Genomic DNA, 26909 nt, shown 5'->3' on the forward strand with positions numbered 1-26909 from the left:
TGCCGGTCAGCCGAAGGCCCGGCCCTCACCGCGGTAGGTGGGCAGTGTCGTGCGAGAACCGTCCGCGGACACGAGGTGTGCCTCGGTGAAGCGCTCGCACACCTCACCGGCCTTGGCATGCCGGAACCACAGCCGATCCCCCACCGCCGCACCGGATCCCGCCACCGGCGTCTGGACCTCCCCGGCCCCCTCGGTGCGGATCAACGCCCCGCGTCCGATCAGTGACGGCACGCGAGAGGCCCCCGTCGGTCCCGAGGCGATGTACCCACCCGAGAACGCTGTCGCGATGGTCCGCGTCGGCGTGCGGACGACGGGGAGCGCGAAGAACAGCGCCGGTCGTGCAGTGAACGCGTCGTAGCGATCGAACAGCGTCGGCGCGAACAAGCCGGATCCCGCCGTCACCTCGGTCACCGCCGGATCCGCAGCCGACACCTCGATCGACCCGGTGCCGCCACTGTTCACGATCTCGAGCACGCCCACCTCGTCCTGCACGGCATCGACCACGGCGCGTCGCCGGAAGGCCAACTCGGACGCCGACTTCCGCTTCATCCACCGCACCGCTCGTCCGGAATCGGGCAGCCCCGCGATCTGCGCCTCGTAGAACATGACGCCGACGACGGACGCGCCGCGCCGGACCGCCTCCCGCGCCAGCGCGGCTACCTCGGCCGGACGACGTAGCGGCGACCGACGAACGCCGATGTGTGCGGGTCCGATGCGGAGCGACGCGTCGACGTCGAGACACACCCGCACCGGAGCTGCCCACGGACCGGCGGCGTCGATCACGTCGAGGTGTGCTCGCGAGTCGATCATGAGAGTGATGCGGCGGCACGCGTCGGCGTCCGCGGCCAGGGTGGCGAGCGCCTGTCGATCCACGGTCGGATAGCCGACGAGGATGTCCGGTACCTCGCTCAGCCACAAGGCCTCTCGCAGCGAGTAGGCCATGACGCCCGCGAACCCCCGCACGACCAGCGCACGCTCGAGGACACCGCGGATACGGACGGATTTCGACGCGAGACGGATGGGAGTACCGCCGGCCCGTCGCACCAGGTCCGCGAGGTTGGCCGCGAGCGACTCCTGGTCGATCGCGAGCAGCGGCGGGTCGAGCTCTGCCGTCGCGGCACCGAGCCGATCGAGCACGGTCACGACGGCACCGCCTTCGCCGCGATGCGCGCGGCCAGGTCGTCGAGTTCCGCGATGACGGCGAGAGTGTCCTGGTCGACGAGCCACCGGAGAACCACCCCGTCGATGGTCGCCAGTGCGGAACGCGTCAACGACGCCATCGGTTCGGTCCACCGCATCCGTGATGCCTCGGCCGCCGCCTCGAGGAAGCTCTCCGTCTCGGTGTCCATGACGCGGTACTGCAACGTGCCGATGCCGGGTCCGGCTCCCGCGGAGCGCACCGAGTAGGCGGTGATCTCGTAGGTGAGCAGCTGCCGGTCGGCCGTGCTCTCGATGACCGACCAGAGTGCGGCCACGCCGCGGTGCAGTATCTCGCGCAGCGCACGGGGGCCGGCGCAGTCCCGCCGACCGTCGGCGGCGGCAGCGTGCAGGGCCGTGCCGACGGCGGCGCCGAGCTCCTGGACCAACGCCTCGCCCATGGCCGTGACGAGCGCTTCCTTGTTCTCGAAGCAGTAGTGGACGACGCCGAGCGAGGCCTCCGCGTGTTCGGCGACGGCGCGCACGGTGACGGCGGCGATCCCGGCCTCCGCTGCCACGGTGAGCCCGGCCTCGATCAGCTGCGAACGCCGGAGATCGGCGGGGAGGCGCACGGTCATGGTCGAAGTCTAGGGGGTTGACCTGGACGGTTGTCCAGTACTTGTATCCATCCATGACCGAATGGACGAACTGGGCGGGAAACCAGCGCGCACGGCCCGTGTCGATCGTGAGACCACACAGCGCCGACGAGATCCCGGACGTCGTCGTGCGCGCGCAGGGCCGGGTCCACGCGGTCGGAGCAGGCCATTCGTTCACCGGCGCCGCGCTGACGGACGGCGTCCTGGTGGCGCTCGACCATCTGACGGGCATCGAGGGTGTGGCCGCGGGACCGGACGGCACCACCGACGTCACCGTGCGCGCCGGAACGCGGCTGCACACCCTGAACGATCTCCTGCATGCCCGCGGACTGGCGCTGACCAACATGGGCGACATCGACGTGCAGACACTCGCGGGTGCGATCTCGACCGGCACGCACGGCACCGGGGCGCGGTTCGCCGGGCTGTCCGCCCAAGTGGTCGGGGCGCGACTGGTGCTGGCCGACGGCACGGAGGTCACGGTGTCGGACGGGCCGCTGTTCGAGTGCGCGCGACTCGGCCTCGGGGCGTTCGGGATCCTGACCGCCGTGACGATGCGGTGCGTTCCGGCCTTCGCGCTGCACGCCGAGGAGACCCCGGGTCGCCTCGGCGAGGCACTCGAGCGTTTCCCCGACGACATGCGCGACGTCGACCATCCGGAGTTCTACTGGTTCCCGCACACGGATCGGGTGCTGACCAAGCGCAACACGCGGCTGCCCGCCGACACGCCACTGTCTCCCGTGGGCCGCGTGTCGTCCTGGATCGACGACGAACTGTTGTCCAACAGCGCCTTCGAGGTGATCAATCGCGTGACGACGCGAATCCCGTCCATCATCCCGAGGGTGAACACGGTGTCGGCGGCGGCCTGGTCGGGTCGTACGTTCACCGATCGCAGCTCGTCCGTGTTCGCGTCCTCCCGTCGGGTCCGCTTCCGCGAGATGGAGTACGCGGTGCCGCCCGAGTCCGTGCCGAGCGTGATCCGCGCGATCGAGGCCTGGATCGCGCGGACCGGTTACCGCGTGACCTTCCCGGTCGAGGTCCGCTGCGCCGCCGCCGACGACGTCTGGTTGTCCACCGCGCACGGCCGTGACACCGCCTACGTCGCGGTCCACCAGTACCACCGGCGGCCGGTGGGTGGGTACTTCGACGCGGTGGAGGCGATCGCTCGTGATGTCGGTGGACGACCGCACTGGGGCAAGCTGCACTCCCTCACCGCGGGCACACTTCGTTCGCTGTACCCGCGCTTCGACGACGTCGTGGCCGAACGCGAGCGAGTGGATCCCCACGGCACCTTCGGAAACGACTATTCGGACACGGTGCTCGCGCGACTAGAGTGACACAGTGAACGTGATGCGCAGGGCCCTGTCCGGAATCCTCTCGGCCGCCCTCGTGCTCGGTGTCGGTGAACTCCTCGCCGCCGTGGTCGGCCCGGACTCGTCACCGATCGTCGCTGTGGGGTCGGCCGCGGTGGACAACACCCCCGCAGGCGTCCGCGAGTGGGCCATCGACACGTTCGGCACCTCCGACAAGCTCGCCCTCTTCATCGGTATGGGTGTCGTCATCGCCCTCCTCGCCGCCGGAGCAGGCATCCTCGAACGTGCTCGGCGACCCATCGGATCGGCACTGTTCGTGGTTCTCGGCGTACTCGGGGTCCTGGCGGCGATCTCGCGCTCCGGCAGTGGATCGATCGCAGCCCTCCCCACCGTCGTCGGCGTCGCGGTCGGCATCCTCGTCCTACGGTCGCTCGTCGAGCGCGCGGACCCGGACGCGTCGGAGGGGTTCTCCCGTCGACGCTTCGTGATGCTCGCCGGGATCAGCGCTGCCGCGGCCGTCGCGACCGGCGCCGCGGGACGGGTGCTCGGCGCCTCCACGCGGGCGGTCACGCAGGACCGCAACGCCTTCACCGTCCCGGTGCCCGACAGCCCGGCGCCGCCCGTGCCCGCCGCCGCGGATCTCCGGCTTCCCGGCCTGTCCCCGTACGTCACGTCGAACGCCGAGTTCTACCGGATCGACACCGCTCTCGTGGTGCCGCGGGTGAACTCGCAGGACTGGAGTCTGCGCATCCACGGCATGGTGGACAACGAGATGACGCTGACGCTGGCCGATCTCGAACAGCGCGTGTCCATCGAACGGATGGTGACGCTCACCTGCGTGTCCAACCCCATCGGCGGCGACCTCGTCGGCAACGCCACCTGGACCGGCTACGCCCTGAAAGACATTCTGGCACAAGCACGTCCGCAGGCATCGGCCGACATGGTGCTGTCCTCGTCGCACGACGACTTCACGGCCGGCACCCCGCTGGACGTCCTCATGGACGGGCGCGACGCCATGCTCGCCGTCGCCATGAACGGGGAGCCGCTGCCGATCGAGCACGGCTATCCGGCGCGCCTCGTCGTCCCCGGCCTGTACGGCTACGTCTCGGCGACCAAGTGGGTCACCGACCTCGAGGTGACCAAGTTCAGCCAGGCTCGCGCGTACTGGACCGACCGCGGATGGTCCGAGCGCGGACCGATCAAGACAGCCTGCCGTATCGACACCCCCGTCGGCAGCAAGGACGTCCAGGCGGGCACGGTGATGATCGCCGGCGTCGCGTGGGCCCAGCATCGAGGCATCTCCCGTGTCGAGGTCCGCGTCGACGACGGCCCCTGGACCGAGACCACCCTCTCCGACGAGTACTCGCGCGACACCTGGCGCCAATGGTCGTACGCCTGGACGGCCACCTCCGGCCAGCACCGCATCGAGGCTCGGGCCACCGACGGCACCGGTGAGGTGCAGACGGACGTGCGCGTCGACACCGTTCCCGACGGTGCGAGCGGGTACGCGAGCATGCCCGTGACGGTGCAGTAGGTCGACTGGTCCAGCGTCTGGGCCGGAGCGCACACCCCTCTCGGTGTCCGCACACCCCGTGTAGCTGACTGAAAGGTGTGTGCAGTCACCACTGCCGGTGAACACACCCCCTGCAACGGCCGATGAGCGCTCGCGCACACAGGTTCCCGCGCCGCACACCCTCGTCCGCCGGATAGAAGGGGTGTGCACATCACGGAACCCGTGCATCCCACGCACGAGAGAGCGGACGCACCCGAATCGGGTGCGTCCGCTCTGTCGTCGTCGAACTAGTTGTGCGAGGCGTCGAATCGCGAGTGCACGTCCGGCACGTGGACGTCACCGAGAACGCGAGCGATCTGGTCCTCGCTGAGACCCAACCGGCGCAGTCGTTCGCACACGGCGTCGAAGCTCAGCATCTTGGAGTCGAGTTCCTGCTGGAGCTCGGCGACCTCGGCGCGCAGCACCTCGGCCTCCTCGAGTGCGTCGAGGGTCTCCGCGGGCTTGGGCAGCAGCAGCGACAGCAGCCGGTCGCGGGCATCGGTGCTCAGTCCGTCGAACGGTGCGGAGCCCTCCGCGGCCTCGTGCTTGCCGACGGGAGCGGTCACCGGTGCGATCTCCGTGGTGTCCGCGGTGTCGGTGCGAGCCTCGTCCTTCTGCATGTCCACGACAGTCTCGCCCTGCACGTCCGAGCCCTCGACGGGCACGGCCTGCTCACCCTGCGGCTTCAGGTCGATCGTGGTGCGCAGCGGGCGGTTCGGGATGAACAGCACCGCGAGCACGGTGACCAGTGCGACGAACCCGGCGATCAGGAAGATGCGTCCGGTGGCGTCACCGTAGGCGGTACGGATGACCGCGGCGATCGGGTCGGGCAGCGATCCGATGTCCAGGGTGCCGCCGCCGTTGGAGCCGGCGGGGACACCGAGGGCGGCGAGTCCGGAGGCCGAGTTGTCGGCGACGCGGGTGGCGAGAACCGAGCCCAGGACCGAGACGCCGATGGCTCCACCGAAGGTACGGAAGAAGGCGACGGTGGACGATGCGGCGCCGATGTTCTGCACGCTGACCGTGTTCTGGACGGCGAGGACGAGGTTCTGCATCAGCATGCCGGTGCCCAGGCCGACGATGGCGATGAAGACGCCCACGAGCCACAGGTTGGTGGCGTGATCGAGCGTGCCCAGCAGACCGAAGCCGACGACGAGCAGGAAGGAACCGGTGACGATGAAGGGCTTCCACTTGCCGAAGCGGGAGATCAGCTGACCGGAGCCGACCGACGAGACGAGCATGCCGGCGACGAGCGGGATGGAGAGCAGGCCTGCCGCGGTGGGCGAGTAGCCACGAGCGGTCTGGAAGTACTGACCCAGGAAGGTGGTGGCGCCGAACAGGCCGACACCCACGGCGACGGAGGCGATGATGGCGAGTCCGGTGGTGCGCTCGGTGACGATCTTGAGCGGGATGATCGGGCTCTTGACCTTCGCCTCGACGAGGACGGTGAGGATCAGCAGAGCGACACCGCCGCCGACGTACATCGCGGTCTCACGGGAGATCCAGTCGTAGTACCCGGCCTTGCCGGCGAACGAGACCCAGATGAGCAGCACGGACACACCGGCGGTGAGGAGAAGCGCGCCGAGCCAGTCGATGGAGACGTCGTCCTTGCGCTCGGTGGTGATGTGCAGCGTGCGCTGCAGCAGCAGCAGAGCGATGACGGCGAGCGGGATGCAGACGAAGAAGCACCAGCGCCACCCGAGGGGGCTGTCGACGATGACGCCGCCGAGGATCGGGCCGCCGGACATCGAGACGGCCATGACGGCGCCCATGTAGCCGGAGTAGCGACCGCGCTCACGAGGAGACACGATGCTGCCGATGATGGCGACGACGAGTGCGGTCAGACCACCCATGCCGATGCCCTGCACCACGCGAGCGGCGAGCAGGATCGGCACGTTGTGCGCGAGGCCGGCCATGACGGAGCCAATGACGAAGATGACGAGTGAGCTCTGGACCAGCAGCTTCTTGTTGAAGAGGTCGGCGAGCTTGCCCCAGATCGGCGTCGAGGCCGCGTTGGCGAGCAGTGCCGTCGTGATGACCCAGGCGTACGCGGTCTGCGAGCCCTTCAGGTCACCGATGATGGTGGGCAGGGCGGTCGAGACGATGGTCGTGCTGAGCAGGGCGGTGAAGAGCCCGGCGAGCAGACCGATCAGGGCCTCGAGGATCTGCCGGTGCGTCATCGGGGTCGAGTCCGCGGCGGCCTCGGCGGGAGCCGAGAGCTGATCGGTGTCACTCACCCGGGAGGGCGGAGTGTCGTGTGTGACGGTCATGTCTGTGGTTCTTCCTATTCTCAGTTATGCGAGAGGATGCGCTGGCCGGAGTGCCGGGCCTGCGCCTCGTCGGTGAAGGTGGACGTGAGTCGACGGATGGAGTCGAGGGCGGCATTCGCCTGGTCCTCGTCCCAGTCCCCCAACATGCGGGACAACCGTGCGACTCGGTGCTCCTTGATGCGGTCCAAGCAGGCGAGTCCGGCGTCGGACACCCGAACCCGGGTGGCACGTCCGTCGTCGGGATCGGGAGTACGCACGACGTGGCCCGCGTCCACCAGCTCGGCGAGCTGGCGGCTGAGCACGGACTGGCTGGTGCACATGGCGTTCGCCAGTTCGGACTGTCGGCACTCGCCGTGGGTGGCGAGCGTTCCCAGTACGCCGACCAGGGCGGCCGGCAACTCGGTGCGGTCGTCCCCCGTCGACACGGCCACGCGCAGTGCGCGGCCGAAGCGGAAGACTTCTTCCATCAGCAGCTCTGCTGTCTCGGTGTGGACGGCCACGGCGATCTCTCCTCGAACTCGTTTACTTGCTGTCTGCAACTATATAGATAGATACCTGAGGTAAACAACTATTAATGTGTCTCTCTTCCCGAGCCGTGGGGCGTGGCCCGGACCAGCAGTCGTCGCCGCCTCCTGTGAGTCCTCCAGAAGACGGCGAGCCCGACCGAACGGGCAATTCCCGCGGATAGGTTTCGTCCTGTGGGAGACGACCGGAACGAGGGGGCGGTCGTGTCCCCCGAACCGGACGGCGGCCCCGCCCGGGTTCCCCTGACGGGTGCGCAACGGCCGTTCTGGCTGGCCCAGCGCCTCGATCCCGACGCGGCTCTCACCGTCGCCCTGTACGTCGACATCTCCGCTCCGGTCGGCTCGGGTGTCGACCTCGCTCGGTTGGAACGGGCGATGTACGCCGCGGGCACCGAGTCCGGCCTGCGGCAGACCCGCCTCGCGCAGGGAGAGGACGACGAGCCGTGTCTGATCCACGTCGAGGACGCCGTCATGAACCTCGACGTGCTCGACCTGCGCGGCGACGCCGACCCCGAGGCGTCCGCTCACGCGTGGATGCGCGCCGAGTTCCGCGAGCCCGTCGATCTCCACGGAACCGTGCTGGTTCGATGCGTGTTCCTCCGACTCGACGATCACCGCACGTTCCTGTATCTGCGAGCCCACCACGTGGTGCTCGACGGCCAGGGCGCCTTCACCCTCCTCGGACGGATCGCCGGCCACTACTCGGGGACGTCGGCTCCGGGACCGGCGCCGACGCCCGACACCGCCGCCCGCATCCACGATGCGGAGGTCGCCTACGCCGCGTCACGTCGCCACGACACCGACCTCGCCCACTGGCGCGAGCACCTCGCCGACGTCGGCGGCCCCACGGCCCTGTCGGCGGCACCCCCGAGCGCACCCCGGCAACCCGTCGCGACGCGCCTGCCGTGGACCCAGCCGAGGGGAACCGCAGCCGACCCGCTCGCCGTCGTCGCCGCTCTCGCCGTGCATCAGTCGCGGGTGCTCGACACCGACGTCGTGGTCCTCGGCTTCCCCGTCACCGGACGCACCACCGCCGCTCTGCGGGCGACGGCCGGGATGATGGCCAATCTGGTGCCGCTGCGGCTGACGGTCGACGCGACCACGACGGTGCGAGAACTGCTCGTACAGGTACGGCGGGAGATCACCGGGGCGCTTCGGCACCAACGCTTCCGGGACTGGGATCAGCTTCTGGCACCGGAGGTGCGGCCGTTCGGCGTCTCCTTCGGCCCCGTCGTGAACATCATGCCGTTCGTCGCCCCGTTGCAGTTCGACGACATCTCGGCTCCCGTCGGCATCCTGTCGTCGGGGCCCGTCCACGACACCGCGATCAACATCTACACCGGCGACACACTGACGCTGGACATCCAGTGGAACCCGGAGCGCTACGACGCCTTCGACATCGACCGGCACGGCGTGCGGCTGACGCGACTCCTCGGCGGCATCGTCGCGGCGGACGACCACACCACCGTGGGCGATCTCGCGTTCCTGGACGACGGCGAGGCGTCCGATCTGCTCGACCGGTCGGGCGGGCCGGCACCGACGGCGACGACGCTGGGGGACCTCATGGCGGCGGTCGTGCGCAGCGACCCGGCGGCGCCGGCCGTGCGCGGCGGAACGGCCACGCTCACGTACGGCGAACTCGACGACGCCTCCGGGCGCCTCGCCCGCACTCTCCGCGATGCGGGGGCGACTCCGGGAACCGTGGTGGCGCTGGCACTTCCGCGGTCCGTCGACCAGGTGATCGCGCTCTGGGCCGTCGTGCGCACCGGTGCCGCGTTCCTCCCGGTCGACCCCGCGGACCCCGTCGAGCGGCTCGCCGCCGTGCTGGCCGAATCCGGGGTGACCCTCGTCGTCACGACGGATCGACATCCCGTCGATCTGCCGAGCGGAACGACCCGGGTGGCCGTCACGGACGTCGCACCGGAGCCGCTGACGAGGGAGCGGCCGGCGATCACCGACCTCGCCTACGTCATGTACACCTCCGGCTCCACCGGCCGTCCGAAGGGCGTCGCGATCACCCACGCCGGACTGCACGGTGTCGTGGCCGGCCACCGCGCACGCGGTCCCGAGACACGGGTTCCGGAGGTCGGGGGCAGTCGCGTCCTCGCCGTCGCGGCTCCAACCTTCGACGCGTCGATCTCGGAACACCTTCTCGCCCTCGCACTGTCCGGCTGCCTCGTCGTCGCCGATTCCGACGCGTACTCCGGTGCACCTCTGCAGGATCTGCTGCGACGAGAATCGATCACCCACGCGATCCTGACTCCGCGGGTGCTCGAGACACTGTCCCCGACCGAAGCTCCGTCGCTGCGACAGGTCCTCAGCGTCGGCGACGTGTGCTCGCCCGCGCTGGCGTCCCGGTGGTCGACGTCACCGGACCTCCTGCTGCACAACGACTACGGGCCCACCGAGACCACGGTGTGGGCCACCGGGACCGCGCCGCTGGCGGAGTCCGGAACCGTCACCATCGGGCGTCCCCTGCCCGGAGTGCGCGCCGTGGTGCTCGACTCCCGCCTGCGACCCGTCCCGGTCGGAGTTCCGGGTGAGCTGCACCTCGCCGGAGCCGGCCTGGCCCGCGGGTACGTCGGACGGTCGGCGGAGACCGCGGCGCGCTTCGTGGCCGGGGTCGACGGAACGCGGCTGTACCGCACGGGTGACCGCGCACGGTGGACGTCGTCCGGTGACCTGGAGTATCTGGGGCGCACAGACAGTCAGGTCAAGGTACGAGGACGCCGCGTCGAACCCGGCGAGATCGACACGGCCCTCGTCGCGGTTCCCGGTGTGACGCAGGCCGTCACAGTGGTCCGCCGTGACGGCGACAGCGAGCAGCTGGTCTCGTACGTGACCGGTGACGCCGACCCCGCGGACGTTCTCGCCGCCGCCGTCCGGACGCTGCCGAGCCACCTCGTCCCGGTGCACGTGGTGCCGCTGGACGCGCTCCCGCTGAGCGCCTCCGGCAAGGTGGACGTCCGCGCACTCCCCGAGCCGGAGCGCCGGACCACGACCCGCCGTGAACCCGCCTCCGACGTCGAGCGGCGGCTGCTCGACGCGGTGTCACACGTGCTGTCCCGCAACGATGTCGGGGTCGACGACGACTTCTTCGCGCTCGGCGGTGACAGCATCCTCTCGATCCGACTGGTCACCGTCGCGGCGGCGTCGGGCGTGCGGATCAGCGCTCGTGACGTCGTGGAACAACGCAGTGCCGCCGGGCTCGCGCGCGTGGCGGACACGGTCGGCACCGTCGACGAGCCACCCGGCAGCGGCATCGGCCGCGTCGACCCGACACCCATCGTGCGCCACCTGCTGGAGCGCGGCGGAACACCGGATCGGTTCGCTCAGACCCTCACGCTCTCGCTCCCGGTCGGCATCGACCGCGCATCCCTGGTGTCCACGATCGAGGCCGTGGTCGCGCACCACGACATGCTGCGCTCCGTGCTCGTCCGCGACGCGGACGGCGTACACCTCGAGGTGCGCCCGCGGGATGCCGTCCGGGTCGACGGACTGCTGCGCCGCGGCGCCGATCTCGCGGTGGAGGACATCGTCGCGACACTCGATCCCGAGAACGGCGTGATGCTCGGGCTCGGCTGGAACGGCGTCGGCGAGCACACGGCGGGACGACTCGTGATCGCGGCGCACCACCTGGTGGTGGACGTGGTGTCGTGGGGCGTCCTCGTCGCCGATCTCGTCGCGTCGTGGGCCGCGGTGCGCGACGGGGCCGCACCGACTCTCGCCCCCGTCCGCACGTCGATGCGGCGCTGGTCGTCCGGTCTCGCAGCGCACGACGCGAGCGCGCGGCTGCCGTACTGGACCGGCGTTCTGGACGGCCCGGATCCCGTTCTCGGACAACGACTTCTCGACCCAGTCGTGGATCGGGTACGGGACACGACGGCCCGGGACGTCGCCTTTCCAGCAGAGATCGCCGACGCACTACTGGTCCGCGCGCCCACCCTGTTCCACGCCGGGCCGACCGACGCGCTCCTCGCCGCGCTCGCCCTCGCGCTGGCCGCCTGGCGACAGGACGACGCACCGACGAGGCTCGTCCAACTCGAGGGACACGGACGGGAGGACGACCTGGTTCCCGGCGCCGACACCGCGCGCACCGTCGGCTGGTTCACCACGGTGTTCCCCGTACGACTGGACCTCACGGGTCTCGACCTCGCCGAGGCGCTGCGCGGCGGACCTGCTGCGGGCGAGACGATCCGGCGGGTCAAGGACCACCTCGCACGAATTCCCGACCACGGCGCGAGCTACGGGCTGCTGCGGCACGGGGCCGACGACGACGCGCGCGACGCCCTGCGCTGGACACCGCAGATCTCGTTCGCGCACCTCGGCAGGATGACGACGACGGACACCGGTGACTGGCTCCCGGTTCCCGGCATCTCCCCGCTGTCGGGACCACGGCCCGACGACCTGGGTGCGGCCGCCGTGCTCGAGATCGACACCGTCGTCCTCGGGGACACCCTGATCGCACGACTGAGCACGCTCGACGCCGTCCTGGCGGACGCGGACGTCGAGGCCTTCGTCTCGCTGTGGGTCGAGGCGGCGACGGCCGTCGCGCGGCACGTCGACACCCCCGGCGTTGGCGGGCGGTCACCGTCGGACTTCCCGCTGGTCGATGCGACACCATTCGATGTCGACGGGTGGACCGGGCGTCATCCCACGCTGATCGACGTCCTGCCCACCGCGCCACTGCAGGCGGGCCTGCTGATGCATGCCCGCCTCGCCGCCGGGAGCGTCGATCCCTATGTGGTGCAGACGATCGTGCACCTCGGTGGAGCGGTCGATGGCGGCCGTCTGCAGCGGGCCGCGCACTCGCTGCTGGACCGTCACGACGCGCTGCGGGTCGCCTTCGACACCACCGCCGACGGGACGGACGTCCAGGTGATCGCGGCATCCGTCACGGTGCCGTGGACGGAAGTGGACGTCCGGGCCGATCCCGACCCTGCCGCCGTGCTCGACGCCTTCCTCGCGCACGATCGCGGCGTCGCCGTCGACGTGGCCACCGCACCGCTGCTGCGCGTCGCTCTGCTGCGCACCGGGGACGAGCGGCACACCCTGGTGCTCACCCATCACCATCTGCTCCTCGACGGCTGGTCCCTGCCGATCGTCCTCGCCGACCTCCTGGCCGACTACGCCGGCGAGGACCCCCGGCCCGCGCCGCCTTCACTCCGCGGCTTCCTGCAGTGGGTGAGCGAACGCGACACCACGGCCTCGCTCGCGGCATGGTCGGAGGCCCTGACCGGGTCGACCGAGGCGACGCTGCTCGCTCCCGCGCACGGTTCCGGAACCGACGAGGCACCGGGACAGCGCATCGCGACGCTGAGCACCGAGCGCACCGCCGAACTCGTGGCGCGCGCCGGCGCCGCGGGGGTCACGGTCAACACCCTCGTGCAACTCGCGTGGGCACTCGTACTGGGCTCCGCGGTGGGCCGTACCGACGTCGTCTTCGGAGCCACCGTCTCGGGCCGACCGGCCGAGCTGGACGGTTCCGCATCCATGGTGGGGCTCCTCATCTCCACCGTTCCGGTTCGCGTGCGGCTCGATCGCACAGCGACGGTGCGGGAGTCGGCTCAGCGACTGCAGCGTGAGCAGGCCGCGCTGCTCGATCATCATCACCTCGCTCCGTCCGCCATCGAGGCGGAGGTCGGGCCGGGCGCCGGATTCGACACGTCGCTCGCCTTCGAGTCGTATCCACTGGATCGCACCGCTCTGACCGCGGCGGCGGGTGACCTCTCCGTTCTCGGCGTCGAGGCGCGGGACGCGACGCACTACCCGCTGTCCCTGGCGGTCGAACCGGGAGAGAGCCTCGTCGTGCGCGCGACGCACCGCCGCGACGTCCTCGACACCGACGCCGTGGACCGACTGCTGGACCGACTCCTGCGGGTGCTCGAGGCACTCGACCCCTCGCGTGTGCTCGCCGAGATCGACCTGCTCGGGGCGACGGAGCGCACCCTCGTCACCGAGACGTGGAACTCCACCCGGCACCCCCTCGTCCCCACCACACTCCCGGGCGCCGTGCCGGCTCTGGATCCGTCCCGTGTGGCCTTCACTCACGGCGATCGACACGTCACCCGAGCCGAGTTCTCGGCTCGCGTCCACCGCCTCGCCCGGTACCTGATCAGCCGCGGCGCCGGACCGGAGACGGCCGTCGCGGTGGCGCTCGAGCGGTCGATCGATCTGCTCGTCGCCGTGCACGCCGTCGTGGCCACCGGCGCGCACTACGTCCCGCTCGATCCCGGCCATCCCGCCGAGAGGCTCCGACACACGGTGACCATGTCGGGAGCGCGGCTCGGTATCGGGAGTGCGGCAACGCTTCCCGAGGCGGTCGAATGGATCACGATCAGCGATGCGCCCCTAGGGTCCTTCTCCGACACACCCCTCACCGACGACGATCGCCTCGCACCCCTGCGCCCGGACCACCTCGCCTACGTGCTCTTCACGTCCGGCTCCACCGGGCAGCCCAAGGGTGTCGGGGTGTCGCACGCCGCGATCGTGAACCAACTGCGCTGGCGCGCCGAGTTCGTCGGTGTCACCGCGGACGACATCGTGCTCCACAAGACACCCGCCACCTTCGACGTCTCGGTGTGGGAGCTGTTCCTGCCGTGGCAGATCGGTGCCCGCGTCGTCGTCGCGGATCCGGACGACCACCGCGACGCCGATCTGCTGGTGGAACTGATCGCACGGCACCGCGTCAGCGTGGTGCACGCCGTCCCGTCGATGCTGGCGCTCATGGCGGACGCACCGGGCCTCGCCGCCTGCACGTCGCTGCGCACGATCCTCTCGTCGGGCGAAGCGCTGCCCGCGGGGGTCGCCGCCGCCGTCCGCGCCGTGCTCCCCGTACGAGTGGTGAACCTGTACGGGCCGACCGAAGCGGCGGTGGACGTCACCGCCCACGTCGTGACCGACGCCGACACGACGGACGTCCCCCTCGGGCGGCCGGTGTGGAACACGACGACCCTCGTGCTGGACGACGCCCTGCGTCCCGTTCCCGTCGACGTCCCCGGCGAGCTGTATCTCGGTGGTGCGCAACTGGCCCGCGGCTACGCGCATCGCACCGCGCTGACCGCGGAGCGGTTCGTCGCCGGACCGGACGGATCTCGTCTCTACCGGACCGGCGATCGCGTCCGCTGGTCCGCCGCCGGCGACCTGTACTTCCTCGGCCGGAGCGACGACCAGCTGTCCGTGCGCGGCGTGCGCGTCGAGCCGGCGGAGATCGAGGCCGTGCTGACGAGGTCGGGCCTGATCGACCGCGCGGTGGCAGCGGTCGTCGGAGATCGACTGGTCGCATACGTCGTTCCGGCACAGGGCCGTTCAGCCGTCACGGAGGCGCTGCTGCAGTCGCTGCGCTCGTCGCTTCCGCGCCATCTGGTCCCCGACGACATCGTGGAGATCGACACCGTTCCCCTCACCGCGTCGGGCAAGGTCGACAAGCGTGCGCTGCCCGCACCCGCGCGCCGCGGCCGGGTCCACCGCACTCCCTTCACACCGACCCAGCGTGTCGTCGCGGACATCGTGGAGGCCGTCCTGCAGACCTCCGCTCCGGTGGGTGCCGACGACGACGTCTTCGCGCTCGGCGCCACCTCCCTCAGCGCGGCGCGGGTCGTCGCGCGCATCCGGTCGGCGACCGGACGCGACCTGACGCTCCGCACGCTCTTCGACGTCTCGACCATCGCGGGGCTGGCTGCCGCCGTCGATGCGGGAGACGCGTACACCGACCACGGGTTCCACGCTGCGCGTCCCGACCGCATCCCGCTCACGCACGCCCAACACCGGATGTGGTTCCTCGACCGGTACGAACCGGGGTCCTACGTCATGCCGCTGGCGTTGCGCGTCCGCGGCGACCTGGATCTCGGCGCGCTGTCGTCCGCGATCGGTCACGTCATGACTCGCCACGAGATCCTCCGTACCGTCTACGCCGATGCGGACGGTGTCGTGCACCAGGTCGTGCTGCCGCCCCCGGCGCCGACCACCCTCACGGTCACCGCCGTCGCACCCGACGCACTGGTGGAGCGACTGTCGGATGCCCGGACCACGCGGTTCGACCTGGCCACCGAACCACCCCTGCGGGCCGAGGTGCTGCGCCTCGCCGACGACGAGCACGTCCTGCTGCTGACCGTGCACCACATCGCCGCGGACGGTCTGTCTCTCGCCCCTCTCACGCGAGACCTGCGGTCGGCGTACCAGTCCCATCGCTCCGGACGAGTACCGGCACAGTCGCCACTGTCGGTGCAGTACGCCGACGTCGCTGTGCGGCAGACGGAACTGGGCGTCGACTCCGACGCGGCGGCGTGGTGGAAGTGCCGTCTCTCCGGACTGCCCGACGTCCTCGACATGCCGCTCGACCGACCGCGCCCGGAGCGGCGCGGCCGGGCGAGTGCCGCGGTGCGCCTCGATCTCGACGACGCGACCGTGGCCGCACTGAGCGAGCTCGCCGTCGCTCACCGGGCCACGGTGTTCATGGTCGTGCACACCGCCCTCGCCGTCGCCCTCGCGCGCTGGACCGGGTCGACGGACATCGCGGTGGGATCACCGATCTCGGGTCGACCGGATCCTGCGCTCGACGACCTCGTCGGCCTGTTCGTCGACACCGTCGTGCTGCGCACCCGCGTGGATCCGTCGGAGTCGTTCGCCGAGCTGCTCTCCCGCACCCGAGACGAGACGGTGGACGCCTTCGCGCACGCGCACGTCCCGTTCGACCACGTGGTCGACACCCTCGGTGCGGCTCGCACGTCGGCGCATCACCCGGTCTTCCAAGTCGTGCTGGCCTTCCAGGACGTGGATCCGCTCCAGGGCAGTCCCGACATCGAGGTGCTCGACGTCGGGCCGGCACCCGCGACCTTCGACCTCACCGTCGACGTCCGCCCCGCCGGCGCCGGCCTCGCGGTCGTCCTCACCTACGCGTGCGACCTGTTCGATCACACGACCGCGGAATGCCTCTCTTCCGTCCTCGAGCACGTGCTGCGCGCGGCGGCCCCGGGTTCCGAGATCGCAGTGGGCGACATCGCGATCCGCGGAGCGGACGAGCCCGACACGTGGACGCATCCCGACGCCCGCACGACCCCGACGACGCTCCCCGCCCTGCTCGACGCCCACGCGGACGGCTCCGCAGTCGCGGTGATCGAGGGCGACACCGTTCTCACGCGGGACGAGTGGGCACGAGCGTCGAACCGGTGGGCGCGCCGTCTGATCGCGCTCGGTGCCGGTCCCGAGACCGTCGTCGCGGTCGCCGTCGCCAGGTCGGCGCGGTACCTCGTTCTCGTCGCGGCGATCAGCCGCGCGGGAGCCGCGTTCCTCCCGATCGATCCCGAGCAGCCGAGGGCTCGGCTCGCGGACATCCTGACCGAGGCGGCGCCCACGCTGGTGCTCACGGACACGGCGGCACCGTTCCCGACCGACGTCGTCCGGATCACGGTCGACGATCCCGCCACACTCGCCGCGGTCGCGGCGCTGTCGGACGCAGCGATCACCGATCGCGACCGTCGCTCGACTCTGCGACCCGACCACCTCGCCTACGTCCTCTACACCTCGGGATCCACCGGACGGCCCAAGGGCGTCGCCGTCACGCACCGCGGACTCCACAACGCCGTCCAGGACCAACGGGCCCGGCACGCACCGGCATCCGATGCCCGGGTGCTCGCTGTGTCGTCGACGACGTTCGATGCGTCCGTCGGCGAACTGGTCATCGCACTCGCACTGGACGCCGCACTCGTCGTCGCCCCTCCCGAGGTCTACGCCGGTGTCGAACTCCGCGACCTGATGCGGCGGCACCGCGTCACCCACACGCTGATGACACCCCGCGCGCTGGACGCGACACCCGATCCCGGCGGTGACCTCCGCGTCGTCATGAGCGCCGGCGAGGCGTGCCCGCCGAGTCTCGTCGACACGTGGGCACCCGGCCGGACGATGACCAACGTCTACGGACCCACCGAGGCGACCATCTGGTCGACGACGGCACTCCTGGCCGCCGGGGATCCCGTGACCGTCGGGTCCCCGACTCTCGGCGTCGAGGTCTCGCTTCGCGACGTCCGCCTGCACGCGGTTCCGGACGGCGTGGTCGGTGAGCTGTACGTCGCAGGCGACCATCTCGCACGCGGGTACCTCGGTAGGCCGGGACTCACCGCGTCCCGCCTCGTCGCGGCTCCCGACGGACAGCGGACGTACCGTACCGGAGACCTGATGCGCCGCAACGCCGTCGGCGACCTGCTGTACCTCGGACGGTCCGATCACCAGATCACGGTGCGCGGCCTGCGGATCGAGCTCGGGGACGTCGAGACCGCGCTCGTCGGCGCCGCGGGCGTCGGCGCCGCCGCGGCCGGGGTGATCGACGAGCGTCTCGTCGGCTACGTGGTCGCTGCCGACGGGCACAGTATCGACGCGGCAGAGGTGTCGGCCGCCGCCGCGGCGGCACTGCCGCGGTATCTGGTTCCCGCCGCGGTGGTCGTGATGGACGCACTGCCGATGACGACGTCGGGCAAACTCGACCGCGCGCGGCTGCCCCGCCCGCCCCTCGACACGGCCGAGTTCCGCGCTCCGTCCACCGCCGGGCAGGTCGCCGTCGCGGCCATCTTCGCGACGGTCCTGGAACTCGCGGACCCCGTCGGACTCGACGACGACTTCTTCGCGCTCGGTGGCCACTGCCTCAGTGCCACCAGAGTCGCTGCCCGACTGCAGGTTCCGGTCCGTAGCGTGTTCGAGGCACCGACCGTGCACGCACTCGCCGCGCAGATCGACGCCGTGCCTCGGAGCGCTCTCGCACCGCGGCGGACACGGCCGCGCCCCGACATGGTGCCTCTGTCGTTCGCCCAACAGCGCATGTGGTTCCTGAACACGGTCTCCAGCGACAGCGGCTACGTCATCCCGCTCGCACTCGGGCTGCGCGGTGTCCTCGACCACGGCGCGCTACAGGGCGCACTCGCCGACGTGGTCGACCGCCACGAGATACTGCGCACCGTCTACCCCGCCGTGAACGGTGTTCCGCAGCAACACGTTCTCGATCACGCGCGGATCGCGATCGACCGGGAGTCGGAGACACCGGAGGCCGTCCTCGAGCGGATGGCGTCGGCACCGTTCGACCTGGCAACGGATCTCCCGCTGCGCGCCTCCGTCGTGGCGGTGACCGAGAAGCATCACGTCCTGGTTCTCGTGCTGCACCACATCGCCGCGGACGGCTGGTCCCTGGCGCCGCTCACCCGCGATCTCACGGCGTCCTACGCGGCGCGCCGGTCCGGCCGAGAGTGGACTGTCGACCCCCTGCCCGTGCAGTACGCGGATCACGCCGTGTGGCAACAGGATCACGCGGACGACATCCGTGGTCGAGTCGCGTTCTGGACGGACCGCCTGGCCGGTCTCCCGGACGTGCTGCCGTTGCCGACCGATCGACCGCGGCCGCCGGTGGCCTCGCACCGCGGGGCGCGTGTACGCGTGACGGTGCCGGACGCCACGACCGCGGCGCTGCGTGCGCTCGCCACCGCCCACCATGCGACGCTCGTCATGGTCCTGCAGGCGGCCTGGGCCGTCACTCTCGCCCGCGTGACGGGAAGCGAGGACATCGCCGTCGGAACACCGCTGGCAGGCCGCGGTCACGAGGATCTCGACGAGCTGGTCGGCATGTTCGTCGACACGGTCGTGCACCGCGCGTTCGTCACCGGTACCGATACCGTCGCGGCTCTGGTCGATCAGGTGCGCGAGGACACCGTGGCGGCCCTCGACCACGCCGACGTGCCGTTCGAGCTGATCGTCGACGCTCTCGATCCGGTGCGCTCCACCGCGCACCACCCCGTCGTGCAGGTCATGTTCGCGTTCCAGAACCAGACTCCGCCCACTCTCGTGGCCGCCGGACTGGAGATCGACGTCCTGGACTCGGGTCCCGTGGCCGCGCCGGTGGACCTGACCCTGGATCTCACGGAGACCGGGGACGGACTGAGCGGCGCACTGACCTACGCCGTCGACCTCTTCGACCGGCGGACCGCGGCCGGAATCGTCGACGTCCTGCTCCGCGTCCTCGACGCGGTGGCGCGCAGGCCCTTCGACCGGATCGGCGCCCTCGAGATCCTGCACCCGTCGGAGCGGGCACTGTTGCTCTCCCAGCACGGCAGCGCCGGACTGCCACCGCGCGTGCTGCCTCGTCTGCTGGCCGACGCGGTGGCCGGCAACCCGGACGGGCCCGCCCTGATCGGGGAGCGCACGCTCACCTACACCGAGCTGGACCGCCGCTCCAACCGCTGGGCGCGGGCACTGATCGCCCTCGGCGCCGCGCCCGACACCGTCGTCGCCGTCGCGCTGCCGCGCTCGGTGGACCAGATCACCGCGGTGTGGGCGGTAGCGAAGACCGGCGCGGCGTTCCTGCCGATCGACCCCGACGGGCCACCGGACCGACTGCGGCACATGCTCACCGAGACGGGCGCCAACGTCGCCGTCACCGCCGTGACGGTTCCCGCCGCACTGGTACGTCTCGCCACGGTGTCACCGACGGTCCTCGACACGGGCGCGGAGTCCGAGGCCGACGTGACGCCCGCCGACCGGCTCGGTGCCATCCGTCCCGACACCCTCGCGTACGTCATCCACACCTCCGGCTCCACCGGAACCCCCAAGGGCGTGGGCGTCACGCACCGCGGCCTCGTGGACGCGCTGTGGGACCAGCGACTGCGCGGCACTGCGCTGCCGGACCAGCGACTGCGCGAGGCTGCGGAGGCACGTGTGCTCGCGGTCGCGTCCCCCACGTTCGACGCGTCCATCGCCGAGCTGCTCATCGCCGTGGCCCTGTCCGCTCCCCTGGTGGTCGCTCCACAGGACGTGTTCGGCGGACCGGCACTGGGTCGCCTCGTGGCGCAGTCCGCGGTGACCCACGCTCTCCTCACGCCGCGAGTCCTCGACTCACTGACCCCCGAGAACGTTCCGTCACTCCACGTCCTGGTCACCGCCGGTGAGGCGTGCCCACCGGCACTGGCCGCCCGATGGGCCCCCGGTCGGCGCCTGTTCAACGACTACGGTCCCACCGAGACCACCGTCTGGGCCACGAGCAGCGGCCCGCTCCGGGCGGACGACGCCGTGACCATCGGGCGGCCCGTCCGCGGAGTCGGCGCGCGGGTGCTCGACACGTTCCTGCGCCCGGTGCCGATCGGGGTGGTCGGCGAGCTCTACCTCGACGGCACCCACCTCGCGCGCGGGTACGTGGGCCGCCCCACCGCGACGGCCGAGCGGTTCGTCGCCGCGGCTCAGGGCGCGCGGCTCTACCGCACCGGCGACCGCGTGCGATGGACCAGCGGCGGAGATCTGGAGTATCTGGGCCGCACCGACGTCCAGGTCAAGCTGCGCGGGTTGCGCATCGAGCCCGGCGAGATCGAGGCGGCACTCGCTGCGCACCCGTCGGTCGATCGCGCCGTGGTGCTGGTGCAGGACGACCACCTCGTGGCGTACGTGGTGCCGTCCGGCACGAGTGCCGTCGACCCCGCCGACCTCCGGCACGACGCCGCGCGCCGCCTGCCGCGGTACATGGTGCCCGCGCACATCGTCACCGTGGACGCGATCCCGTTGACGGCGTCGGGCAAGCTCGACCGTCGCGCACTCCCGTCGGCCCCTCGCCGACCGACCTCCGGCCTTCCCGGGACCGTGGCGACGGTTCCGCGTCGCGAGGCGGTCGGCCCGGCCGAGCGCGCCGTCGCCGAGGCCTTCGCCACCGTGCTCGAGTTGCCGGAGCTGCCGGGGCTGGACGACGACTTCTTCGCTCTCGGTGGCCATTCGCTGTCCGCGACACGGGTGGCCGCGCGGGTGTCGGCGGCGACGGAGCGCGAGGTGTCGGTGCGCGCGGTGTTCGACCACCCCACCGTGGGTGCGCTCGCCGCAGTGCTGGTCGCGGCGCCGACCGCGGCGCGCACTCCCCTGACGGCGGCGCCGCGCCCGGACAGGGTGCCGCTCTCCTTCGCTCAGCACCGGATGTGGTTCCTCGGCCGCGTCGACGCCGACCGCGGTGGACAGCTGATCCCGCTCGCGCTGAGGCTGACCGGTCCGCTGGACGTCGACGCGCTCCGGTCCGCCCTCGACGACGTGACCCTCCGGCACGAGATCCTGCGCACCGTCCATCCCGCCCTCGACGGCGTGCCGCACCAGGTGGTGTCGCCCACGGTCGACGTTCCCCTCGACCTCGTGCGCACCACTGCCACAAACGTGCCCGCGGCGGTACGCACGGCCGCGGCGGCGCGCATCGACGTCACCACCGAGACCCCGCTGCGCGCCACTCTTCTCGTCGTGTCGCCGACCGATCACGTGCTGGTGATCCTCGTGCACCACATCGCCGCGGACGGGTGGTCGATGGCGCCGCTCACGCGCGACGTCGTCACGGCGTACGCCGCTCGCGCGGAGGGACGGCCACTCGACCTACCACCGCTGCCCGTGCAGTACGCCGACCATGCCCTCGCGCAACGCGCAGCGTTGGGATCGCTGAACGATCCCGGCTCCGCGTTGTCGCGACACCTCGATCACTGGCGGGAGCGGTTGGCCGGCGTACCCCTCGATCTCGCGCTGCCGACCGATCGCGCCCGGCCGAGAACCCCGTCACAGCAGGGCGATCGGGTGCGGACCGTTCTCGACGCGGACGCGCTGGGCGCGCTCCGATCCGTCGCGCAGGCCCACGACGTCACCCTTTTCATGGTCGCGCACACCGCGCTGTCGATCGTGCTCGCCCAGTGGGCGGGAACCCGCGATCTCCTCGTCGGGACGGCCGTCGCGGGTCGCACCGATCCGGCACTCGACGACGTGGTCGGCATGTTCGTGGACACGGTGGTCCTGCGGTCCACGATCGACGAGGACGGCACCGTCGCGGACCACCTCGCCGCGGCGCGCGAGACCACCCTGGACGCCTTCGCGCATGCCGCTCTGCCGTTCGAGACCCTGGTGACGGCCCTCGACCCGGTGCGTTCCACTGCTAGTCACCCTGTGGTGCAGGTGATGCTGACTCTGCAGAACACTGCGCCGCCGCGATTCCCCGTCACCACACCGGCCGTCGAGGTGCTCGATCTCGGCGGCGCTCCCGTGCAGTTCGATCTCGCCGTGACGCTGCGCGAGGACCAGGGGCGCCTGCTGATCGAGCTGTCCTACGCGACCGATCTGTTCGACCGGAGCACCATCGAGCGGGTCTCGCGCAGACTGGTGTGGACACTGCGGTCGATGACACGCGACACCTCGGTCAGGATCGGGGACCTCGAAACGGTGGAGCCCTCGGAGCGTGCCGCGATGCGTCCCCGCAGCGGTGCCCCCGCGCTGGCGGCCCGGACTCTCGACCACCTCGTGGCCGACGCGGTAGCGGCCCGTCCCGGCGCGATCGCCCTGCGGGCGAACGGCATCGACCTGAGCTACGCGGACCTGTCCGCGCGCGCGAATCGTCTCGCGCGGGAACTCATCGCATGCGGCGCAGGACCCGACGTCGTGGTCGCGCTGGCGATGCCGCGCTCGATCGACCATGTCCTGTCCGTGTGGGCCGTCGCCGCGGCCGGGGCCGCGTTCCTGTCGGTCGATCCCGTGCAACCCGCCGACCGAATTGCGCACATCCTCCAGGACTCCGGCGCCGTCGTCGTGATCACGGACTCCCGGTCCGAGCAGGCCAATTCGACCGCCGCGCCGTGGATTCCGCGCATCGTGCTCGACGATCCGGACGTCGTGTCGGCGCTCGACCGTCACCCGGCCCACACGGTGCTCGCGTCGGAGCGTCGTCCGGGGCTGCATCCGAGCTCGATCGCGTACGTCATCTACACCTCCGGCTCCACGGGCCGACCCAAGGGCGTCGCCGTGACCCACGCGGGCCTGGCGGATGCGCTGGCGGACCAACGTTCCCGGCGCGGCGACGTGCCGGACGTGCGTGTACTCGCGGTGGCCTCACCGACCTTCGACGCCTCGATCGCCGAGATGCTGATGGCACTGGCGCACTGCGGCACTCTCGTTCTCGCGCCGGCGCACGTGCACAGCGGCGACGAGGTCGGCGCGCTGATTCGCCACGAGAGGGTCACGCACACGATCATCACGCCCCGGGTGCTCGACTCCCTGGACCCCGCCGGCCTCGACTGCGTGCGCGTCCTCGTCGTGGGCGGCGAGGCCCTCCCGGATCACCTCGCGGCGACGTGGTCCGCCGGACGCGAGATGTACGACGACTACGGCCCCACCGAGACGACCGTCTGGGCCACCGCGCACGGACCGATCACGCCGGACCGCCCCGTCGGCATCGGCACACCGGTCCGCGGTGTCGACGCGGTGGTGCTCGACGGCCGCCTGCGGCCGGTTCCTCTCGGCGCCGTCGGTGAGTTGTACCTGTCCGGACCACATCTCGCCCGCGGGTACGTCGGGCAGACCGGGCTGACGGCGAGCCGGTTCGTCGCCGCGCCGTACGGACCGCCGGGCGCGCGCCTGTACCGCACCGGCGACCTGGTGCGGTGGAACTCGGCCGGAGAGCTGGCGTATCTGGGACGTAGCGACTTCCAGATCAAGCTCCGCGGACTGCGCATCGAGCCGGGCGAGATCGAGAACGCCGCCCTCGCCCATCCCGCGGTGACGCAGGCGGTGGTCCTCCTCCACCGCGACGCCGGAACCGGATCGGATCATCTCGTCGCGTACGTCGCCGGCGACGGGATCGACGTCGCTTCTGTCAGAGAGGCGGTGGCGGAACGGGTTCCGCAGTACATGGTGCCGTCGCGCGTCATCGCTCTGGACGCGGTTCCGCGCACCACCGCGGGCAAGGTGGATCGGGCGGCCCTTCCCGCACCGACGTTCGCACCGACGGTGTACCGCGCGCCGACGACCTCGACGGAACACATGGTCGCCGAGGCCTTCGCCCTCGTGCTGGGCGTCGGCGACATCGGACTCGACGACGACTTCTTCGCCCTCGGCGGGACCTCACTGACCGCGACCAGGGTGGCCGCACACCTCGGTCGTGCCGCCGGGGTCGACCGCGTGCTCCGACTCCTGTTCTCGCACGGCACCGTCGGCGCCGTCGCCGAGCATCTCGACCGCGAGGACGACGACGAGTCGATCGCCTCGTCCGACGCAGTCGGTCCCGTTCTCCGACTGGGCGGCGGAGACGAGCTCGCCCCGGTGTTCTGCATCCACCCGATGATGGGGCTGGCCTGGCCGTACTTCGAGCTCGGCCGCCACCTCGAGACCGGCCGCCCCCTGTACGGCGTGCAGACGCCGGCGGTGGCGGACCCCGACTTCGCACCACGGTCGATGGACGACGTCGTCGAGCGCTACGTCGAGGAGATCCGGCACGTGGATCCCGTCGGCCCGTACCACCTCGTCGGATGGTCGGTCGGCGGTGTGCTGGCCCATGCCGTCGCGGCCCGGATGCAATCACAGGGCCACACCGTCGCGTCGCTGTCGCTGCTCGACCCGGTGCACAGCATCGTGCCGGGCAGTGCGGTCAAGAAGGCGCAGGCGGACGCCATGTTCGGCGCGTACCAGCACCTGACCGACGACCTGGCGGACATGACGCCGGACGCGCTGTGGTCGGTGTGGTCGGCGATGGGCGGCGACCAGCTACCGGTCTCGGACATCCAGGCGCGACTGATCACCAAGGCGATGCTCACGCTGTTCGCCCTCGTCGACGAGCACGTGCCGCCGACCTACAGCGGCGCCGTCCTGATGATCGACTCCGACGTCACCGCCGTCGAACTCGGCCGCATGTCGGACTTCTGGTCGCAGTACTGCACCGGACCCGCCGACGTGGAGTCCGTGCCGTGGCGACACGGCGAACTGCTGTCGAGCGACGCCGTGGGGGACATCGGTCCCCTGGTGGGACGGTGGCTCGGACGCGTGGAGACCGCGTCGTTACTGTCGATAGGTGAGTGAACGCAGTACGGATGGTTCCGAACCCGGCCAGTTCCACCTGCACGGCGCGTGGAACTTCCGTGACACCGGCGGCCTGCGCACGTCCGACGGCGGACGCACCCGCAGCGGACTGCTCTTCCGCGCGTCGGCACTCACGCACCTCTCCGACGAGGGCCGGGCCACGCTGGCCGGACTCGGGGTCAGCGACGTGTTCGACCTGCGCGGCGACGCCGAGGTGACGCAATGGGGCTCGGACCGGGCCCCGGACACGGTCACCGTGCATCGCGTCCCCTACATCGCCGCGGAACGCGACGCGCCGCACGAGCGCGCCGTGCCCGCCACCACCGCCCGGGGCTACCTCGACGACGCCTACCGCGCCTTTCCGACGCTGCCCGGCGCGCGGGTGGCGATCAGGGCGGTGGTCGAGGCCCTGTCGTCCGGTACCTCGTCGCTGGTGCACTGTGCCGCCGGCAAGGATCGCGCGGGGTGGACCGTCGCCACCGTGCTGCGCGCCGCCGGCGTCGTCGAGGAGGACATCGTCGCGGACTACCTGCGCAGCAACGCCGCCGTCGCTCCACTCCGGCGCCACATTCTCGATCACGACGAGGTGGCCCCCGCCGACCTCGACGACGACCTGCTGGGCGTGCGGGAGGAGTACTACCGCGCTGGGCTCGAGGCGATGACCACGGCGCACGGCTCGTTCGACAACTACCTGGACTGGCTCGGCCTCGACCACGACGCGGTCACTCGACTGAGGAATGCGCTGGTGGACACCCAGCGCTGATCAGCGCCCGCTGTAGGTCGCCTTTCCGGGCCCCACATCGAGGAAGCTGCGCACCGCGCCCTGCAGATCCTCGGTCTCGAACAGGGCACCCGACACCGCCGACGTCACCGAATCCGCATGGCGCACACCGCCGGAGCGCCACGCACCGATGATCTCCTTCGTGGCCGCATGGGCGCGCGTCGGCCCGTCCGCGAGCCGTGCGACGAGAGCCCTGGCGGCGGAGTCCACGTCCTCGTGGATCTGGTTGACGACTCCCCATTCGCGCAGCGTCTCCGCCGTGTACAGATCGCCCGTCATGACGAACTCACGTGCCCGGCCGCTGCCCGCACGCTCCGCCATCCGCTGCGGACCACCCATCGACGGAGTCAGACCCACCACTGTCTCCACCAGACCGAACTTCGCCTTCGGCGACGCGAGGATGATGTCGCAGGCCAGGGCGATCTCCAGCGCGGCCGTCAACGTCAGACCGTGCGCGGCGAACACCACCGGGCAGGGCAGCGCCTCGAGCGGGTGGGCGATGGCCGCGAAGAGCCCCTCCCACAACGCCGTTCCCTCGGCCTCCGACAGCCCCTCGAAGACGTGCACGTCGACCCCACCCGAGACCACCTTGCCCTCCGCGCGCAGCAGCAGCGCACGCGGAGGAGCGGCCACCAGCTCGGCGACGTCGGCCGTCACGGCATCGAACATCGCCTGGTCGAACAGGTTCAGGGCGCCGTGGGCGAACGTGAGGATCGCGACCTCGGCGCCCGCGTCGGTGGTGGTGCGCTCGAGACGGGTGGGCTTCTCACTCATGGATCGGAGCATGCCAGGTGCGCACACATCCTCGTTCTCCGGCCTCGGGCCTCCGGCCTGCCCGCCTACCCCGACCGGC

General features: G+C 71.2%; 9 protein-coding genes. 4 read left to right on the forward strand and 5 right to left on the reverse strand.

All coding sequences use genetic code 11. The features are described 5' to 3' along the window. Window positions 1–6: 6 nt before the first annotated feature. A complete protein-coding gene (locus HQ306_RS12215; protein WP_222631640.1) occupies window positions 7–1143 on the reverse strand; it encodes an amino acid deaminase/aldolase in 1137 nt (378 codons plus the stop codon). Next, window positions 1140–1775, reverse strand: coding sequence for a TetR/AcrR family transcriptional regulator (locus tag HQ306_RS12220; protein WP_222631642.1), 636 nt, complete (start codon window positions 1773–1775; stop codon window positions 1140–1142). The genes HQ306_RS12215 and HQ306_RS12220 overlap by 4 nt, the downstream gene beginning before the upstream one ends. Window positions 1776–1828: 53 nt before the next feature. On the opposite strand from HQ306_RS12220, the gene HQ306_RS12225 reads away from it, so the two are divergent. Both HQ306_RS12225 and HQ306_RS12230 read left to right on the forward strand, forming a co-directional pair. Further along, window positions 1829–3127 (forward strand): D-arabinono-1,4-lactone oxidase, encoded by a 1299-nt coding sequence (locus HQ306_RS12225; RefSeq protein WP_222631644.1) that lies wholly within the window; start codon window positions 1829–1831, stop codon window positions 3125–3127. Between the two features lie 13 nt (window positions 3128–3140). Next, window positions 3141–4637: a molybdopterin-dependent oxidoreductase gene (locus HQ306_RS12230; RefSeq protein WP_222631646.1), complete on the forward strand. Its 1497-nt coding sequence runs from the start codon at window positions 3141–3143 to the stop codon at window positions 4635–4637. 266 nt (window positions 4638–4903) lie between these two features. Here HQ306_RS12230 and HQ306_RS12235 read toward each other — a convergent pair whose 3' ends face one another. Beyond that, window positions 4904–6835, reverse strand: coding sequence for an MDR family MFS transporter (locus HQ306_RS12235; protein WP_222632584.1), 1932 nt, complete (start codon window positions 6833–6835; stop codon window positions 4904–4906). Window positions 6836–6945: 110 nt separating this feature from the next. After that, window positions 6946–7425, reverse strand: a complete 480-nt coding sequence (locus HQ306_RS12240; protein WP_027504681.1) for a MarR family winged helix-turn-helix transcriptional regulator — start codon at window positions 7423–7425, stop codon at window positions 6946–6948. 198 nt (window positions 7426–7623) lie between these two features. Between HQ306_RS12240 and HQ306_RS12245 the strand changes: the two genes are divergently transcribed. Then, window positions 7624–25275 carry an amino acid adenylation domain-containing protein gene (locus HQ306_RS12245; RefSeq protein WP_222631649.1) on the forward strand — a complete coding sequence of 5884 codons (17652 nt, stop codon included), beginning with the start codon at window positions 7624–7626 and terminating at the stop codon, window positions 25273–25275. Beyond that, window positions 25268–26038, forward strand: a complete 771-nt coding sequence (locus tag HQ306_RS12250) for a tyrosine-protein phosphatase (RefSeq protein WP_222631657.1) — start codon at window positions 25268–25270, stop codon at window positions 26036–26038. The genes HQ306_RS12245 and HQ306_RS12250 overlap by 8 nt, the downstream gene beginning before the upstream one ends. Here the strand turns inward: HQ306_RS12250 and HQ306_RS12255 are convergent, their stop codons facing one another. Beyond that, window positions 26039–26830 (reverse strand): enoyl-CoA hydratase/isomerase family protein, encoded by a 792-nt coding sequence (locus tag HQ306_RS12255; protein WP_222631659.1) that lies wholly within the window; start codon window positions 26828–26830, stop codon window positions 26039–26041. Window positions 26831–26909 lie beyond the last annotated feature (79 nt).

This window comes from Rhodococcus sp. BP-160, assembly GCF_019836205.1.
GTDB lineage: Bacteria > Actinomycetota > Actinomycetes > Mycobacteriales > Mycobacteriaceae > Rhodococcoides.

Bases quoted from the DNA above. Each gene is read 5' to 3' on its own strand.
- HQ306_RS12220 (WP_222631642.1), bottom strand. From the start codon at position 1,775: ATGACCGTGCGCCTCCCCGCCGATCTCCGGCGTTCGCAGCTGATCGAG.
- HQ306_RS12225 (WP_222631644.1), top strand. From the start codon at position 1,829: ATGACCGAATGGACGAACTGGGCGGGAAACCAGCGCGCACGGCCCGTG.
- HQ306_RS12230 (WP_222631646.1), top strand. From the start codon at position 3,141: ATGCGCAGGGCCCTGTCCGGAATCCTCTCGGCCGCCCTCGTGCTCGGT.
- HQ306_RS12235 (WP_222632584.1), bottom strand. From the start codon at position 6,835: ATGACGCACCGGCAGATCCTCGAGGCCCTGATCGGTCTGCTCGCCGGG.
- HQ306_RS12255 (WP_222631659.1), bottom strand. From the start codon at position 26,830: ATGAGTGAGAAGCCCACCCGTCTCGAGCGCACCACCACCGACGCGGGC.